The organism is Flavitalea sp. (assembly GCF_035489435.1).
Taxonomy (GTDB): domain Bacteria; phylum Bacteroidota; class Bacteroidia; order Chitinophagales; family Chitinophagaceae; genus DATHKG01.
The window spans coordinates 15,129-32,537 of sequence record NZ_DATHKG010000060.1; the positions used below are offsets into that span (position 1 = coordinate 15,129).

At 41.3% G+C, this 17,409-nt stretch carries 15 protein-coding genes; 8 read left to right on the forward strand and 7 right to left on the reverse strand.

From position 1 onward, the window contains the following. Positions 1-85 precede the first annotated feature (85 nt). The 4 genes from nagA to VK664_RS09230 all read right to left on the reverse strand — a co-directional run bounded on the left by nagA (position 86) and on the right by VK664_RS09230 (position 4,631). The gene (gene nagA, locus VK664_RS09215; RefSeq protein WP_461398354.1) at positions 86-1,306 is read right to left on the reverse strand and encodes an N-acetylglucosamine-6-phosphate deacetylase; all 1,221 of its coding nucleotides are present in this window, start codon (positions 1,304-1,306) and stop codon (positions 86-88) included. Positions 1,307-1,351: 45 nt separating this feature from the next. Further along, complete coding sequence (locus VK664_RS09220; RefSeq protein ID WP_461398355.1) at positions 1,352-2,689, reverse strand: sugar MFS transporter; 1,338 nt, start codon at positions 2,687-2,689, stop codon at positions 1,352-1,354. Positions 2,690-2,695: 6 nt separating this feature from the next. Continuing rightward, positions 2,696-3,451, reverse strand: coding sequence for a glucosamine-6-phosphate deaminase (locus VK664_RS09225; RefSeq protein ID WP_461398356.1), 756 nt, complete (start codon positions 3,449-3,451; stop codon positions 2,696-2,698). Positions 3,452-3,638: 187 nt separating this feature from the next. Continuing rightward, the gene (locus VK664_RS09230) at positions 3,639-4,631 is read right to left on the reverse strand and encodes a hypothetical protein (protein WP_461398357.1); all 993 of its coding nucleotides are present in this window, start codon (positions 4,629-4,631) and stop codon (positions 3,639-3,641) included. 328 nt (positions 4,632-4,959) lie between these two features. Here VK664_RS09230 and VK664_RS09235 point away from each other — a divergent pair, with 328 nt between their 5' ends. Beyond that, positions 4,960-6,516, forward strand: coding sequence for a M20/M25/M40 family metallo-hydrolase (locus VK664_RS09235; protein ID WP_461398358.1), 1,557 nt, complete (start codon positions 4,960-4,962; stop codon positions 6,514-6,516). A 23-nt stretch (positions 6,517-6,539) separates the two neighbouring features. Here the strand turns inward: VK664_RS09235 and VK664_RS09240 are convergent, their stop codons facing one another. Together VK664_RS09240 and VK664_RS09245 are read right to left on the reverse strand one after the other, a co-directional pair. Further along, positions 6,540-7,610, reverse strand: coding sequence for a dipeptidase (locus tag VK664_RS09240; RefSeq protein ID WP_461398359.1), 1,071 nt, complete (start codon positions 7,608-7,610; stop codon positions 6,540-6,542). A gap of 90 nt (positions 7,611-7,700) precedes the next feature. Beyond that, complete coding sequence (locus VK664_RS09245; protein ID WP_461398360.1) at positions 7,701-8,171, reverse strand: RidA family protein; 471 nt, start codon at positions 8,169-8,171, stop codon at positions 7,701-7,703. A gap of 241 nt (positions 8,172-8,412) precedes the next feature. Between VK664_RS09245 and VK664_RS09250 the strand changes: the two genes are divergently transcribed. Beyond that, positions 8,413-9,198 (forward strand): DeoR/GlpR family DNA-binding transcription regulator, encoded by a 786-nt coding sequence (locus VK664_RS09250; RefSeq protein ID WP_461398361.1) that lies wholly within the window; start codon positions 8,413-8,415, stop codon positions 9,196-9,198. A 14-nt stretch (positions 9,199-9,212) separates the two neighbouring features. Here the strand turns inward: VK664_RS09250 and VK664_RS09255 are convergent, their stop codons facing one another. Beyond that, complete coding sequence (locus VK664_RS09255) at positions 9,213-9,551, reverse strand: MmcQ/YjbR family DNA-binding protein (RefSeq protein ID WP_461398362.1); 339 nt, start codon at positions 9,549-9,551, stop codon at positions 9,213-9,215. Between the two features lie 341 nt (positions 9,552-9,892). On the opposite strand from VK664_RS09255, the gene VK664_RS09260 reads away from it, so the two are divergent. From VK664_RS09260 to VK664_RS09285, 6 genes are all read left to right on the forward strand, one after another. Further along, positions 9,893-10,078 (forward strand): hypothetical protein, encoded by a 186-nt coding sequence (locus VK664_RS09260; protein WP_461398363.1) that lies wholly within the window; start codon positions 9,893-9,895, stop codon positions 10,076-10,078. Positions 10,079-10,369: 291 nt separating this feature from the next. Then, positions 10,370-10,513, forward strand: coding sequence for a hypothetical protein (locus VK664_RS09265; RefSeq protein ID WP_461398364.1), 144 nt, complete (start codon positions 10,370-10,372; stop codon positions 10,511-10,513). A 344-nt stretch (positions 10,514-10,857) separates the two neighbouring features. Then, complete coding sequence (locus VK664_RS09270) at positions 10,858-11,079, forward strand: hypothetical protein (RefSeq protein ID WP_461398365.1); 222 nt, start codon at positions 10,858-10,860, stop codon at positions 11,077-11,079. Between the two features lie 331 nt (positions 11,080-11,410). Continuing rightward, positions 11,411-12,838 carry a YdcF family protein gene (locus VK664_RS09275; RefSeq protein ID WP_461398366.1) on the forward strand — a complete coding sequence of 476 codons (1,428 nt, stop codon included), beginning with the start codon at positions 11,411-11,413 and terminating at the stop codon, positions 12,836-12,838. 245 nt (positions 12,839-13,083) lie between these two features. Further along, positions 13,084-13,950 (forward strand): hypothetical protein, encoded by an 867-nt coding sequence (locus tag VK664_RS09280; protein WP_461398367.1) that lies wholly within the window; start codon positions 13,084-13,086, stop codon positions 13,948-13,950. Positions 13,951-13,988: 38 nt separating this feature from the next. Continuing rightward, the gene (locus tag VK664_RS09285) at positions 13,989-17,363 is read left to right on the forward strand and encodes a SusC/RagA family TonB-linked outer membrane protein (protein ID WP_461398368.1); all 3,375 of its coding nucleotides are present in this window, start codon (positions 13,989-13,991) and stop codon (positions 17,361-17,363) included. Positions 17,364-17,409: the final 46 nt, after the last annotated feature.

Below are 17,409 nucleotides of genomic sequence, written 5' to 3' on the forward strand. Positions count from 1 at the left end.
CAAGATAGGATTTTGAGATATGAGTTGTGAGCTATGAGCAATGAGTTGTAAAATTTAGCTCCCACACTTAACACTAACTTATCACTCATAACTCATAACTCATCACTTCTCCAATGCTGTTTCCACGGATAAACGTTTGTTTAATGTTAATGTCTTTATCGAAGATTACCAAATCCGCAACCATGCCGACTGCAATAGATCCTATGGTTTCATGAACACCCATAATTCTTGCCGGTGTTTTAGTAATCATTTTTATTACTTCAACAAGTGGTACTTCTCCAATTGTGACCATTGTTCTTACGAGCCTGTCAGCTGTAGCCACACTGCCGGCAAACGAACTCCTGTCAGGTAACTTCGCAACCCCATCTTCAACAATTACTTTGAGACCTGTTTCAATGTTGCCCAGGATACTATCACCCTCAGGCATTCCTGCAGCACGCATGGCATCAGTGATTAATGCAATCCTGTCGGCACCTTTGATTTTATATGCAAGTTTCAGCAGGGGAGCAGGCATATGAATGCCATCTGCAATCAACTCAACATCCATTTCATCAATCAGGTATGCACTTTCAATAACGCCGGCATAACGGTAGGCATTACGACGGGTAACACCGGACATGGCTGAGTATAGATGCGTGACCAATGTAAATCCATTCCTGAATGCTTCGACCACATCTTCATAAATAGCATCAGTATGCGCAATTGCAGGTAATACGCCCGAATCCCGGCAATACTTACCGAATTCTATCGCACCTGTTAACTCAGGTGCAGCGCTCCATCGTTTAATCGACGAAGAAAGGGCCAGGACCTCTTTATATTCAGCCGGATCCGGATCCCGGATATATTTTGGATCCTGGGCACCACGTTGACTCATCGCCAGGTAAGGGCCTTCAAAGTGAAGACCAAGAAATTGTGCACCTGACTTATTTTTTTTATTTGCTGATTCATATACTTCAAGCGTTTTCAGTAGTGAAGCCTTATCACTTGTCAATGTTGTGGGCACCATTGAGGTTGTTCCATACCGGGCGTGTAATGCAGCGATAGCTAGAAATGCTTCCTCGGTACCGTCCATGAAATCATGACCACCTCCACCATGTACATGAATGTCGATAAAGCCAGGAGACAGGTAGTTACCTTTGGCATCAATAGAACTGATATCCCCGGCCATATCCTCTTCTGAAAGTTCAATATCATGGCGGCCAATTTTTACAATTATACCATCTTTTATCAGAAGGTATCCATCATCGATCAACCGGTCGCCTGTGATGATGGTAGCGTTGTATATTTTAGTTGTTATGGAATTCATCTATGATGATTGCAGTGTAAATTTTTATTATTGCAGATCTAATAGTTATAGTGTCCATTTCCTCACGCGGTGGCCATAAATTGCATAAAAGATCAGGTAAACATAACATGGAATCAGGACCCAATAAGCAGCCCTGACACCGACAGTGTCGGCATAATGTCCGTAAATTAATGGTAGAATTGCATTTCCACACAAACCCATGATCATAATTGAGGCCCCTATCTTTGTAAATTTTCCAAGTCCATCAAGCGCCAGCGGCCAGATACCTGCCCAAACAAGGGAATTCGCAAGACCAAGCAACACAATAAACCAAATTGAGATATCTGCATTATGACCTAAAAATTTTACCTGGCCATGTGTAAATAATATCAGCATTGTAAAAGAAAGACCGAGTATCGTACACCATCTTAATGCAGTTACCTGTGAGAAATATTTTGGGATCATAAAGATGCCAACTATATAGCCACAGATTGTCGCAAACAACGTATAGGAAGGAAAAGTTTTTGCTTCCATCAGCGGAATGCCCATGAAATTTGCATATCCGATAATCGTGTCAATAGCAATTACCTGGGTGCCAACATGCAGGAATATGCCAATCGCACCCATTACCAGGTGTGGAAACTGGAATACGCTTCTTTTCTCCTTGTTAGCAAGTGCTACTTCTTCGGTCTCATGCTCTGTATTTATTTCAGGAAGCGGTGAGTAACGCACTACAAGGCCGAGTATAAATAACACGATTCCGACGCAGGTATACGGAACAATCACCCTGCGTATATATTCGTCCAACGCAACTTTCTTACTAAGCTCACTCATTCCGGCAAGTTCATTGTATAGCTGTTGATCTGATGATTTTAACACAACTGCTGCAAATAGCAAAGGCGCAACGATACCCGCACCTTTATTGCAGATGCCCATAATGCTGAATCTTTGTGCGGCACTTTCCTTAGGTCCCAGTATGGTGATATATGGATTTGCGGCAGTTTGTAAAACGGCAAGGCCGGTGCCAAGTGTAAACAAGCCAAGAAGGAAGATCTCATAAGTGCGGGAAAAAGCTGCAGGCACAAATATAATTGCACCGGCCGCCATAACCCAGAAACCAAACATCATCCCTTTTTTAAAACCAACCCTGCGCAAAAGATAAGATGAAGGAACCGACATAACAAAATAGGAAATATAAAATGCGAAGGTCACCAGGTAGGCCTGAAAGTGCGTAAGCTCACAGGCAATTTTAAAATAGGGAATAAGAATCGCATTCAGCCAGGATACAAATCCAAAGATGAAAAACAATAAACCTATAATAACAATGGAAATAAGTGTATCCCTTTTTGTAAGAGAATTTACTTCTCTCATGACTGTCAGTGCGGCTGATGGACTTTTACTCATTGTGTATTATAAAACTTGATGAGATTGATTTGAAAGCAACGCAGCAGATGATCTGTCAAAATAATAATGACAATCCGGATGTTCCTGCAAAATGGTAGCTGGAAATAAATTACTGACAGCGTTTTCAAGACTGTTTTTAACAGCTTCTGCCTTGCGGCTATCTGGAACAGTGCAAATTATCTTAGTTGATTTCATTATCTGTTTTACTGACATACTAATCGCTTTGCCGGGAACAGCAGAAAGGTCAGCGAACCAGCCTTCACCCATTTGCTGGCGGCGACAGGCTTCATTAAGCTCCACTACAATATAAGGCTCATTAGTGTCAAAATCTGCAGGCGGATCATTGAAGGCCAGGTGGCCGTTTTCCCCGATTCCAACAAAAGCCACATCAATTGGATGTTCAATGATTAATTTACTTAATCTTATGCATTCCTCAGCTGGTTGAGCTTCACCGTTAATAAGGTAAACTGCTTTCAGGTCTTTAACTTTTGAAATAAAGCGGGCAATCAGATAATTGCGAAAACTGGCCGGATGGGTAACAGGAAGATCTATATATTCATCCAGGTGAAACAGGCATACTTTGCTCCAATCGATATTCTCAGACCTCAGCTGGTTAAGTGTTTCAAACTGGCTGGTACCAGTAGCAAGAATAATATTTGCCGAACCCCTGTTGGTTATGGCTTCCCTGATAAATCTGGCGCCTTGTTTTCCAGATTCAATTCCTGCCTGCTTTGAATCCCCGTAGATATGGATGCCCATCATTATATTTTATTTCATCTTTGTAAACAACGTCACACTGCATCCTTCAAATACTGGTTGCAATAGATCAGGTTTCAAACATACTGATTTCAATTAACAATGGATTTTGTTTAGTAACCAAAAAAATACCGGGCAAAATTGCCCGGTAAGAAATATCGAAAATCAAGGCCGTGATCCAGGCCCGGTTGGTTTAAAAAAGCAACTTAACCGTTTGATTCAATTGTTTACTATCGCTCACGTTAACAAACACCACACCAGTGCAGCCTGCCTTAAGATCAACTGACAGCGTTTTGACATCATTGAAAGATTTTCTCGCTAACAGGTTACCACCTGACTGAAGTACAGTAACAATTGTATTGTCGGATGAAGCGTTTGCAAGTTCAACCCTGATGCTGTTATTGACCAGGTAAACTTTGGCAGTATTTTCAACACTGGTTGCAAGTTTTCTTACTTCAGAATAACTGAAGCTGCCTTTGTTATCAACCTGCTTCAGGCGGTAATATATGATAGCTGCGTTAGTATTTTTATCAGTGAAAGTGTAGGTATTGTTTGAGTTTGTGTTAGATGCACCTTTAATTGTTCCGATTGCTGTCCACGCGGAACCATCATTGCTGCGCTCGATAGAGAAATAATCGTTTGAAACTTCAGAAGCGGTGATCCATTTTAGCAGAATATCATTGTTATTCTTTGTAAGATTAAAACTTATCATTTTAACCGGCAGAACTGCTGTCGAAACAAATCCAAAAGGCGAAATGCCTGTCAGGGAGCTAGCTATCCAATCGCCGGTTTTAGTGAAGTCTTTAGATCCATCATATTTTACCACTCCACCTAAGGTGATCAACTGGGTTGCATTATTGCCAACAATCGATCCTGTTCCGAAAACCTCGATTGTACTTCCAGGTCCAAGGATTATGTTGGTGTTATTAATTATAGTTAGTGTGCCGAATAAATTAAGATCAGCATTACCAAGGCCGAAGGCGTTAACCCCATTATCTACTGTTATTAAATATGAAGCAGGAATTATGACCTTAGATTTAGGTATGCCATCTGCGCGGGGAGTAATGTTCCAAACAGACAAATCATTCCAGGTTCCGCTTTTTTGAGCTGTAAAGACCATGTAAGGTTGAGAGAACAAGCTTGCGGAACTTATAAGGAAAATCAGGGCGAGGTAGATCTTTTTCATGGTATCGGTTTGTACAGTCTAGTTGCCAAACCGTGTACCGATCATTTTTTTAGATTTAACTTATTAATAATCAGCCAAATACTTAAGAGCTAGAATCTGTAAAATTTCCGGTTTTGGGACAGTTTTTCCCAAACAGGTATAAATACTATCCGGATTCGTTTTTTAACGATGAGTGGACCGTAAATTTCCCCCTAAAGAAAAGTTATCTCATGAGCCCTGAACCAACAAGCCTGTTTGAGCCATAAATTTTTGGGAGAGAGGCAGTGCCGATCCGAAAATGATTTATCTTCCTCGCTAATACAAAGCACAAAAACCAAACAGTTCTGAAATGAGAAAAACTTTTATCACTGCATTAATTTGTATCGCTTTTTCGTGCGCTCACATATCCGCGCAAACTCCTGACTCGATTGTGGTACGAAATATCGTTGCGGAGGCAACGACTAATTCACAGCTTGAAAACCTTGCTCACGAACTTATAGATGGTATCGGGCCGCGGCTTGTTGGAACACCCCAAATGAAACAAGCCAACGACTGGGCAATAGCTAAATACAAAACCTGGGGGATCACTGCCAAAAATGAACAATGGGGTGAATGGCGCGGATGGGAAAGAGGCGCAAGTCATATTGATATGATTTATCCCCGGGTTAAATCGCTCGAAGGGATGCAACTTGCCTGGAGTCCGTCCACCGGGGGAAAGGCAGTGACCGGGGAACTTATAATAATTCCAGACCTGGCAGATAGTGTTGCTTTCAATAAATGGACACCTTCTGTGAAAGGGAAATTCGTGATGATATCCATGAACCAGCCAACTGGTCGTCCCGACTATAACTGGGAAGAGTTTGGTACCAAAGAGTCTGTAGAAAAAATGAAAAAAAACCGTGCTGTTCAAACAGAAGCATGGCGGGCACGAATTGCCAAAACTGGTTACAATGCAAGAACATTGCCTGCTGCGCTCGAAAAAGCAGGAGCCCTGGGTATAGTTATGTGTAACTGGTCTTCAGGTTTCGGGGTCAATAAAATCTTTGGGGCCTATACCACAAAAGTCCCGACGGTTGATATTTCCCTTGAAGACTATGGTCTTCTCTACCGTCTCACAGAATCAGGAGTAAAACCAAAAATTAGCGTAAGAGCCGATTCAAAAGAGCTTGGTATGGTTCCCACATTTAATACAATTGCGGAAATACGTGGCTCAGAAAAACCTGACGAATATGTAATGCTTTCAGCCCATTTCGATTCCTGGGATGGTGGAACAGGGGCTACCGATAATGGTACCGGAACACTTACCATGATGGAAGCAATGCGCATATTAAAGAAGATATATCCGAATCCAAAAAGAACAATACTTGTGGGTCATTGGGGATCTGAGGAACAAGGCCTTAATGGTTCAAGGGCTTTTGTGGAGAATCATCCGGAAGTTGTTGACAAACTGCAGGTATTATTTAACCAGGATAATGGAACAGGTCGGGTTGTAAACTTATCGGGCCAGGGATTTATCAATTCATACGATTATCTGGGCAGATGGCTTGCTAAGGTTCCGGCTGATATTCGCACGCAGATTGAAACTACTTTTCCCGGTGTACCCGGCGGCGGAGGTTCCGATTTCGCGTCTTTTGTTGCAGTTGGAGCACCTGCGTTTTCATTGAGTTCAACAAGCTGGTCATATGGCACTTATACATGGCATACAAACCGGGATACCTATGATAAGATTGTTTTCGACGATGTCAGAAATAATGCAATCCTCACTGCAATACTCATATATATGGCCAGTGAAGATCCGGCTACCACTTCCCGCGACAAACGTGTGATGGGACTAAATCCAAGAACCGGTGAACCTATGGCCTGGCCAAAACAAACAAAAGCTACAAGAAAGGGTGGGGTTAATTAAACCTGGTGAATAGCCTGGACTAATTAATCCTTCCATGCACGGTTCAAAAATATGAGCCAGTTTTTGTGCATGATTTTCTCAATGTCAACGTCATTAAATCCCCGCCTGCTTAACAGGTGGGGAATTTTTTGTAAGTCAGCTATAGTTTCAAGGTCATATGGGCATTGCTCTTTTCCAAAGGCACCATCCAGATCAGTACCAATACCTATATGATTTGTATTTCCGGCAATACTACAAATATGTACCAGGTGATCAATCAATTTTTCAAGATTGCATTCAGTAGCTTCAGGTGTTGAAATACCCCTTTGCCAATGAGGAACCATCATCCAGGCATCAAGCGCTCCCCCGATTACCGCACCTTTTTGTATGAGGGCACGGATCATATCATCACTGAATTGCCTGTTATGATTAACCAGGTTGCGGCAATTATTGTGACTGGCCCAAACCGGACCACTATAAATTTCGAGCGCGTCCCAGAAAGCGTCATCACATAAATGGGTCGCATCCAGTATCATTCCTAACTTATCCATTTCCAAGATCAACTTTTTCCCACTTTCGTTCAGATGACCGGTAGCATCTGTTCCATTCGCATACCGACCGGGGCCGTAGTGCGCGGGCCCTACAGCGCGAAGCCCATAGTTATGAGCTATATGCAAATGATCGATCGTCACTAAAGAATCTGCACCCTCAAGACTGAGTATGTAACCAATTTTTTTTAATGAACGATGGTCAGTTTGCCAGTAATCAAGATGTGCATTCAGGTCATGGAGGTTTGAGATCATCTGCATTTCACCTTTTGCTTCCATCGCTTTATACCAGGCAAGCTGGCCTTGAGTCTGAGCCCAGGCCTGCTCCGGTGAATGCCAGCCGGGCAATGGATTTCCGGGTGATACATATCTCGCGATCTGTGTTGCAACCACTATACCAATATTTCCTTCTCTTAATGCCTGTAAAGACACGGTACCTTTTCCCCGGTCAGGTTTATCAGTCATTCCTGATTCGCTTTTCCTGATTTCGTCTACGCTCCACCGCAGATCCCTGTTCAATTCCATGGCATTCATACTGAGGTCAAGGTGGGCATCTATAATAAACATGATTGTGTTATGTTTCTGAAAATTGTTTGTGTTAATGTGCCTGGTTGATTGAATAGTTGACTTTTGATTGAATAGTTGGCTTTATGAATTTTAATTAAGTTCAAACATTGCTTCAATTTCAACCGGAATATTATCAGGTAATGAGCCAAAGCCTACAGCACTTCTCACCCCAACCCCGTTTTCGTCTCCCCAGATTGCAGCAAACAATTCACTGCATCCATTTATGATATAAGGATGCGCAAGAAAATCGCTGGTACAATTTACCATCCCGAGCACTTTTATAACCCGTTTAATTTTATCCAGGCTGCCAAGGTTTGTCTTTATAGTGGATAACATTGCCAGGCCTACCTGCCTTGCGGCCAGCTTTCCCTGGTCCTTATCCAGATCCTGACCGATACGTCCAATTATCAGGCTTTTGTTTTTTTGTACCGGTCCATGCCCGCTGAGATAAAGATATTTACCGTCGATGAGATAAGGTTTATAAACTCCAAGCGGTGTTGGTGCGGGAGGTAATTCGAGTCCAAGTTGTTCAAGCCGGCTATCTGCTGTTTTAGTTTCCATTGTCATTAATTCAGTTTATTAGTTAGTATTGACGAGGTTGTGAATAATTGTTAGTTCCTGCTTCAAAGATGAGTAAAATTTATTCTAAAAATCGCCGGCAGTATTTTTCTATGGGTCCTTGTTTTTTTTTATATATGTGTGAATAATTGAATAAATTGTCAGTGATTCCCCGCATGAGAATCGCGACCATAACACGGCCGCCGGTGGCTTTGACAACGATTGCTAGATTGCCCATTAAACTATGCCAAGTAACTCAGTTTCCAAGGCTGAAGCCCCAATCGCGCTTCAGAAAAAAGAACGAAAACAACTTATAATCAGGCAAGTGGGAATTCACACCCGCCTGATGTTTGCAGATCTTGTGAAACTAATTGATGTTTCGGAAGATACTATCCGCCGTGACATAAACGAACTGGCAGATGAAGGACTGGTTATTCGTATCAAAGGAGGGGTAATGACTGCGGCATATCACGTGGGCCAGCAAGCGAAAACTTATGCCCAGGCAGATAAAATCATCATTGCAGATAAGGCCGTTGCATTGCTCAGAGACGAGATGATTGTGCTTACCGGTGGTGGTACTTCCGTGAGGGAATTTATTAAACGAATACCCGATACCTTCCGTGCCACCTTCATCACTGTTAACCCCCTTACTGCTGTGAGCCTGTTAGATAAACCACATATCAAAACGATAATGATCGGCGGTTGCGTTTCTACATACAGTCAAATGGTGGTAAGCGGGGATGTATATGCATCATTGGCTGGTATCAGGGCGGATCTTTGTATACTTGGGATCAACGCAATTGATATAAAAAACGGGCTTACGGATTCTGATTGGGAAACGGTACATGTAAAAAAGGCCATGTTAAAGGCCGCAGAGAATATTGCTGTACTTACAATTTCTGAGAAACTCAATTCGTCAATGCAAATGAAGATTGCTGACCTGGATGAAATAGATTACCTGATTACGGAACTTCCTCCTGACAACAATTTATTACACGATTATCATTCGAAGAAGTTTACAATTCTATAGAACAATTGAGATCTTCAACCGTTTTTTTTTCTTGGAAGTTTTGCGACCACCTGCTCGTAAGAGTGTTTTATCCATTCCCTTATCATAGAATCAGCTATTGTGTGATCCATAAGAACTGTGTTCCAATGTTTTTTATTCATATGATACCCTGGTTGTACTGCCGGGTATCTTTCCCTTAGTTCTGTTACGAGTTCCGGATCACATTTAAGATTTATGCTATCGAAGTTTTCAATGCCTGCAAGTGCAAATATTTTTCCACCCACTTTGAAAACGATGGTATCTGGCCCAAAAGGAAATTCTTCAGTTGTACCTGCCAGTGATAAACAGTAATTACGGAATGATTCTATGTCCATGAAATGTCAATCTTATTAATTTATTTTTTGGCCAATGCGCTTTGGGTTGGTTCACAATTAACTTGAATTCCAAAGTTAAATATCATTGGTCGATCTCAAACCTTATCGGGCAGTAATCACCAGCTACCTTCGCAAGGTTCATTAAATTTTCAATTTTCGAAGCGGCTGGTTTTTTGCAGCTGGCAGTTACTTACTTTAGTATAATTATTTTAATAATGTGTTCTATTGTTGAAAAACAAAAGATTATAAGATATGCACCCTTTAAAGAACTTATCCACTTTTGTCAGAATTAATATTGCAGGTTCCGATTATTCATTTACTTGCGGCTTCAATCATTTTATATGATCGCCAATTCAACAAAACCAACGCTGACTGATTACCTGGAATTATACCAGTATTTAAGTGTTTTAACTGAAGAGCAAATTACCAAGCTAAGAAGAATAGCTGTAGGCATACTTCCGCTAACAGCTTTCACTTCTGATGAACTACTGCAGCTGGCGAATAAACTGCAAGCGCAACTTTCCTGATACTTGCATTTCCAGAACGCATTCCCCTAAGCCGCATTTTTGTCCTGATTGAATCCGCACGAAAAAGTTTAATCTTTTTTGCATGCATTTTAATCGGTATAGCATAGAATGTCATGAAGTATTTTTCATGACCAATAATTTATGCGTGTTAATTTTTTCTTTCCGATTGATTTTCTATTTTCTGATTGATCCCATCAGTCATTATTTCTGCGTAAGTAGAATCAGAAGTATAATCGGAATTTCCTTTTTTTTGAGTCAGCACCTTCATTGAAAGATCTGCAATCACGTTTTTTGCAGACAAATCCTGAATATCTCAAGTCAGGAATACATGTTATGGTTTCTCAAAACCAGGAAGGAGAATTGATAGTTGGCGATGGTCTTGGAGGAGCGGGAATGACTTTAAGCTTTGGTTTATGCGATCAGATTGTTAGCTGAAGAACGGCATTAGCTCAAGGAAACAGATTGTTGTACACCGTGTTAAAATAAAAAGCCGCCTGTAGAAACAGGCAGCCAAATAAATTTAAGTCACATGAGAATGCAAATCTAACACTCCCATATAACCTGTATATTAAGTTACCTGCTTCCAACCCTGGGTTTTGCTAATAAAAAAAGGCATCCCGTAGAAACAGAACGCCGTTTAACGATTGCTTGCCATAAAATGTGAAATTACTATCCTAATATGACCTGCATATTAAGCTTAGGATTAAAAAAAAGGTGAAAACTTAACATTAGGTATATTATCTTATCGTTAAGTTTGTAAGCAATCAATACAAGAATTTATGTCAGAATTAAAGAAAAAAACAAAAAAACAGATATTACGTCAACACATTGCAACTACAATTGCAAAAAACCTGATGGATCTAAGGGAAACTCTTGGCGAAAAAAAATTTAACCGGAAAGTGAAAAAAGCCACCAGGGTTTTAACAGCCGGTTTGCCAAAACAGAAAAAGAGTGATAAGAAGAAGGAGGTCCTTGAACTTCCTTTAGTTACTGCGAACTAGATATTAGTATTCCCTCCGTACATAGTCATATTGTTATCAGCTTCCATTGCATTGCTCTGGAAGCTTTTTATTTACTATAATCCCCGTTATTTATCCTAATCTCCGTTACGAACCAGTTATTTATTCCAGTCTCTGTTAAACTCCTGGTTACTCAAATCCCTGCTTTTTAATAAATCAATTATGCCATCCGGATGTTAGCATGAACATGTATCCATACCGTTACCGATTTGTTATTAAATAATGATCAGTTCGATATCAAATCATTAAGTCGTATTAATGTTTCTTGATGTAGCGTTGTTGAAATTACTTTTGCGGCATCAACTTTTAATTAATGCGCACGAATTTCGTTTTACAGCAATACTTACTTCTCAGTGTTCTTTTGTTCAATAATTCTTTTGTTAAATCCCAGTCAACACCAGTCGCCGGTGAACATCTAGTTGCCGAAACAGGCTCTTTATCAAAAGGCTCTTTATCAACAGGCCTAGATAATGCCGGGAATCTTCACCCCAACAAAACATTAGCTATCGGTCCAGACTTGCCAGTCAGGCCAGTTAAGGAATACAAGCTGCATACTTATGGCGGTTTTGTGCAATCAAAAAATTATTATTTGCTTACCCTTTTTTCTGAGAGGGCCGATTTGATTTCAATATTGTCGACAGATACCGAATTGAAACAAATTACAAAAAATAAAAAAGAGTCTTTATTCGCTGCTATTAAAACATGTGGAAGAAATAAAGCTTGTCTTGTTTCTACACTTCAGTTTAGCAACGCTGAGATTGAGCAGGTGAGTAAGCGACTGTCTTTATTATGTAGCCCTGGTAGTCCATTGGCTTCATTGGTTAAAACAGATTTGATTCCTTCCGGCACATATATCTTGTATCAGCAGCTGAAACCCGAAGAAATGCTTGTTAAAGCCTGGGAACAGGATGCGCGCGGGATCAATTTTGCTATCGGAGTTTATGCGGGCGGTCTAAAGCCAAACTACCCAAATATTGATTCGATTAGCCTGCACGTAGCAGATCAAAAAGACACCTCAATGGTTACAGCCGGTCATGCAGGCCTTATCTACAATACTGCATGGATGAGCAATGAAAAGCATTCTGATCGTACCCTTTTTTATACTTTGCCGCTCGAGTTCGCTTTAAGGTTTATTGAAATGAATGAGAGGGCCCTCGCAGCTGATTTTGAGCCAATGCAGGTTGGAGAGAACCGGGCAGCCTTTGAAACCATAGCTAAAACTAACTGGCAGAAATTTCCTTATTCGGTGATTCTCGTACCAGGCGCCGGGCCCGGAGATCCAGGTGTAGCCTTAAGTGCCGAAGCAATTGTGAGATGCCAGTTGGCCGCAATCGAATATAAAAAAGGACTTGCACCTTATATCATTCCTTCAGGCGGCAAAGTTCATCCTTATAAGACTAAGTTCAACGAGGCAATTGAAATGAAGCAATACCTTATACATGAACTTGGCATTCCTGAATCGGCTATCATAATTGATCCCCATGCGCGCCATACCACAACAAATATGCGAAACGCAGCGAGGCTGATGTTCCGATATGGTATCCCCTTTGAAAAAGTTGCATTAACCTGTACTACCCGTGGTCAAAGCTTTAGCATTGGAACGACATTGGCGGCCCGTTGTCAAAAAGAATTGGATCATGTACCATTTAAGGTAGGAAAAAGATTAAACGAAACACTTCTTGAATTTTATCCATTGATTGAAGCCTTGCATATTGATCCAAATGAGCCGATGGACCCTTAAGCTTATGCATACCCACTATCCCTGTTACTAACTCCATTGCCTGTCAGATGATTGTTGTCGGATTTTCAGTATCAGGTCATACCTGAAAATTATTGCTTGCCCCATTACCAGACGGTAGTATTGTCATCTTAGTCTGTGTCACCTCGTTTATTGACTGTAATTATAGCAGAAAATAATAGTGAGGTATGCATGGAAATGAAAGCTGTATAAGAGATTATTCAATACAAATTGCTAAAAAAAGTTTAATGAAACTGTTATTAATCCTGGCAATAAGTATTGTCACTGGCTATTACAATTCAAATATTAATATCCCTATAGAACGGTCATTCTCCGTTGATTCAACGGGTGCCTGCCAGGGGATTGCAGTTCAAAACGACAGAATATTTCTTTACGGTGATCGTGAAGTCGGTGTAATAAGGGAATATAAAATGAAAGACGACAGCCTTGTTCGCGTAAATAATGAAATCCGTTTAACCATGAATGATACTGATGTTATCAATCATCCGACAGGTATTGCTTATCAACCAGGTCAGCCGGTTTTTATTGGCAACAGCATCCGCCTGAATAAGGAAGGCACATTATGGAAGGCTGTTATTTATCATATAAACTGGGAGGGGTTGCAAAAAACACGAACGCTGGACGGAAATCTTAAAAGAACTATAAGTGATGATGCATGTGTTCAGGGTACAAGACCCGAATACGTGAAATATAAAAATAAATGGTATGTAGCAACAGCTGATTATGGGGGCAAAAACAACGAAGTGAGATTGTATGATCCTGTTGCTCTCAGCAAAGCTGACTCAACATCTCAGAAAAATGTTGTCTTTAAGAAATTTAGCTGTTCACCATGGGTTCAGAATATACATTTTATTGAGGGCAGAGAAAATATCGTTGTGCTGGTTCAGAACCAGATCGAAGGGCGCCGGTGGAGACTCACTTTTCTTGATCTCTCAAAATCGTTGGAGACTGGAAAAGAATATGTAGTTAAAGTGGTGGATACTGATCGCGCTGATGAGCTGGAAGGTTTTGCTTTCCTGGATAAAAATGGAAAAGCAATTGCTGTTTCATCATCCAGAAAGAACAATGTGAATATGATGACCATAAAAAATTAATTATAAATATTAACCAACCAATTAAAACAACCATGCAAGTGAGATTTTATTCCATTGTCTCTTTTTTCTTTTACCTGGCATTGCTAATTATCCCGGGTACAGCATTTTGTGATCCTACAGATTCCGGCCCATTTGCGGAGGTCATAGTAGCAGGAACAATCACAGATGATAAAAATTTGCCTTTGCAGGGAGTAAGCATAAGTGCTAAAACCGGCAACCAGGGAACCATTACAGACAAGTCAGGTAAGTTCTCTTTACAAGTGGAAGAGGGAACTATCCTTGTTGTGTCATCATCAGGCTTTGAGTCGCAGGAGCTGACTGCCAAAGCAGACAATTCGATTCGTTTAACCCTTAAACAAGATGTTCAGTCACTCGAACAAGTAGTATCAATCGGTTATCAACGCTTACGTAAAAGTGATCTTACCGGCGCTATCTCAAGCGTGAAGTCAAGTGAACTAAACCTGTCTTCGCCCACACTCAGCCAGGCGCTGGTAGGAAAGGTAGCAGGGGTACAGGTTTCACAGGTAAGTGGAGCGCCTTATGCGGGAACAAAAATCCGTGTGAGAGGTATAGGTTCGATCAATGCGAGCTCTGAACCGTTGTACGTGATCGATGGCTATGCTGTCGGTGGAAATATAAATAGCGGTCCCGGAAATGGAGGCACCGGTACAGGAGGTTATAATCCAAATACAGCAGGTAATGATGTTTTTATTAATCCTGATGACATCGAATCTATAGAGATACTTAAAGACGCTGCTTCAGCAGCTATTTATGGTTCCAGGGCATCAGCCGGGGTTGTGTTGATCACTACGAAACGCGGCAAACTTGGAAAAGGTACATTACAATATAATTACCAGATAGGAGTCACAGAACTTGCCAAAAAAGTGAAGCTGATGAATTCGTCAGAATTCGCACAGCTTTTCATTGATGGCCGTAACGGAAGCTATAAAGATATCCTCATTGCTAATGGTGTTACCTGGAATGATAGTTATTATTCTGATGATAATAACACACGTATTGCAAAAGGTGGTGGTAGCGGAAGCACTATAATTAAGGCCATCTATGATTTCCCTTCTCAAAAAATGATCACCCCGGAGTTTAATACAGACTGGCAGGATGCGTTATACAGATCAGCACTTGTTCAAAGACATAGCCTGTCTTTTTCGGGTGGTAAGGAAGGAGTAAGATATGCGATCAGCGGGGGTTACCAGGATCAGCCGGGAATTTTAACCGCAACTTATCAGAAACGCATAAACTTCCGCGCAAACATTGACGGCGAAATAAGTAAAAAGCTGAAATTCAGTACCAGTACTTCAGTGACCAACACAAACGGACGCGAAGTACAGGAAGGACGTTTCAACCAGGGACCAATACTGGGAGCGCTGGTTATGATGCCAATATTTGCTGTATATAATCCTGACGGTTCATTACAACTTGGCAAAGCCGCGGAAAGATTTGATGGATTTACATATAGCCTCCAGGGTATTGAGAACCCTGTTGCCCTGGCAGAAAAGGTTAATATAACGCGTAAGGGTATGCGATCCACATTCAACGGTAATGTTACTTACGAAATAATTCCACAGCTAACTGCAAAAGTGAACCTGGGTTTACAAACTTATAATGAGAAGTACGAATATTTTTACCCGACCACGTTAAGCAGTGGTGAAAATCCGCCAGGGTCCGCCCAGGCAATAGCAGCAGCACAAGCTTCAAGCCAGACGCTGGAAACCCAGGACAAACTTGCAGAATTCACATTGAACTATCATAAGAAATTTGGAAAAAGCAGTATTGATGCCCTGGCCGGTTACACAGCACAGGAAACTTATACTGATCTTACAAGCGTAACAGCAAAAAATTTCAGTAACGACCTTGTTCCGGAAATTACTGCCCAGGGTGCGGCAGCCGGTAGCTTTCTATTAAACGGTAACACAGGCAAATCTACCACTACACTGGTATCATATCTTGGCCGGGTTTTATACAACTATGATCAGCGATATTATATTTCCGGCTCCATCCGTGCCGACGGATCCTCCAGGTTTGGTCCGCAGAACCGTTATGGCGTCTTTCCATCTGTCTCAGGTGGCTGGAACATTTCAAACGAAAACTTTTACAATGACTGGCTCGGTGCCGGGTCAACTTTAAAACTCAGGGCAAGCTGGGGCCTTAGTGGTAATAATAATATTGGCAACTATCAATACCTGCAACTTCTTGCTCAACCAGGTGGAACAGTGATTGGAAACAACATCGTTAGTGCAACCTGGGCCGGAAAAATGGCTGATGATAAACTTGGCTGGGAATCGACTTCCCAATACAATATTGGAACAGACATCACTATCCTGAACGGCAGGATTGGTATCATTGCCAATTACTATGTTGGCCGCTCTTTCAATCTTCTTTATGAAAAAAATGTTTCTGCCTTATCCGGGACTACTACCGTATTGACCAATCTGAAAAATTCCGATATCAGGAACAATGGATTTGATCTCCAGGTGGATGCTAAAATAATCCGCACCAAAGACTTTTCATTCAATGTCAGTGGTAATATCACGGCCAATAAAAATGAAGTAAAAAGTCTTGATGGAGCGAGTGAAATTTTCAGGGCTGGCGCAGAAAGATCATATGTAACTCACGTCACAAGGGAAGGACAGCCAATTGGTATGTTTTATGGATTGAAAGTCGGAGGGATGGTAAGGGCGTCGGATATGGCTAATATTGCTGCCGATGACGCCGTCTACCTCGCGAACAACAGGTCGTTTCCAAAAGGATATGTACTGAAAGGACCTCCAAGATCTGTCGGTTATTCAAGTACTCCACTTAACCCCGGTGACCTTTATTTTATCGACAACAATGGTGATGGTGTTGTAAATGAAGCTGACAAAGATGTAATTGGCTCGCCATATCCTGATTTTACCTATGGGTTTAATCTCACATTTGCTTATAAAAACCTTGACCTGAGTGCATCGTTTAATGGCTCCCAGGGAAACAAAGTTCTTGATGGCCAGGACTATTATATCAGGAATATGGAAGGTTCCGGTAATAATTACCAGGTACTTACAAATCGCTATAGGAGCGAATCAGAACCGGGCAACGGTCATGATTACCGCGCTTCAAGAGGTGGAACCCAAAGTAATAGTACACGTTTGTCTGATTATTATCTGCAGGATGGCTCCTATTTCAGATGTACAAACCTGACTTTAGGATATAGTCTGGGAAATGTAAACGGACTTAAGCAGATCGGCATCACAAATCTTCGTTTATACGTTGGAGTTGATAATGCATTCACAATTACAAACTACCTGGGATACAATCCTGAGGTCGACTATAACAATGGTAGCAATCTGACTCCTGGTGTTGACTATGGTAAATATCCACTTGTAAGAGGATACAATGCAGGAATCAGAGTAGTGTTCTAAGATCAGGTAAATAACTACCATTCGATTATCCCAGGCTCAAATCAAA

Bases quoted from the DNA above. Each gene is read 5' to 3' on its own strand.
- VK664_RS09250 (WP_461398361.1), top strand. From the start codon at position 8,413: ATGCCAAGTAACTCAGTTTCCAAGGCTGAAGCCCCAATCGCGCTTCAG.
- VK664_RS09260 (WP_461398363.1), top strand. From the start codon at position 9,893: ATGATCGCCAATTCAACAAAACCAACGCTGACTGATTACCTGGAATTA.
- VK664_RS09220 (WP_461398355.1), bottom strand. From the start codon at position 2,689: ATGAGTAAAAGTCCATCAGCCGCACTGACAGTCATGAGAGAAGTAAAT.
- nagA (WP_461398354.1), bottom strand. From the start codon at position 1,306: ATGAATTCCATAACAACTAAAATATACAACGCTACCATCATCACAGGC.
- VK664_RS09245 (WP_461398360.1), bottom strand. From the start codon at position 8,171: ATGGAAACTAAAACAGCAGATAGCCGGCTTGAACAACTTGGACTCGAA.
- VK664_RS09235 (WP_461398358.1), top strand. From the start codon at position 4,960: ATGAGAAAAACTTTTATCACTGCATTAATTTGTATCGCTTTTTCGTGC.
- VK664_RS09280 (WP_461398367.1), top strand. From the start codon at position 13,084: ATGAAACTGTTATTAATCCTGGCAATAAGTATTGTCACTGGCTATTAC.
- VK664_RS09230 (WP_461398357.1), bottom strand. From the start codon at position 4,631: ATGAAAAAGATCTACCTCGCCCTGATTTTCCTTATAAGTTCCGCAAGC.
- VK664_RS09225 (WP_461398356.1), bottom strand. From the start codon at position 3,451: ATGATGGGCATCCATATCTACGGGGATTCAAAGCAGGCAGGAATTGAA.
- VK664_RS09240 (WP_461398359.1), bottom strand. From the start codon at position 7,610: ATGTTTATTATAGATGCCCACCTTGACCTCAGTATGAATGCCATGGAA.
- VK664_RS09270 (WP_461398365.1), top strand. From the start codon at position 10,858: ATGTCAGAATTAAAGAAAAAAACAAAAAAACAGATATTACGTCAACAC.
- VK664_RS09275 (WP_461398366.1), top strand. From the start codon at position 11,411: ATGCGCACGAATTTCGTTTTACAGCAATACTTACTTCTCAGTGTTCTT.
- VK664_RS09255 (WP_461398362.1), bottom strand. From the start codon at position 9,551: ATGGACATAGAATCATTCCGTAATTACTGTTTATCACTGGCAGGTACA.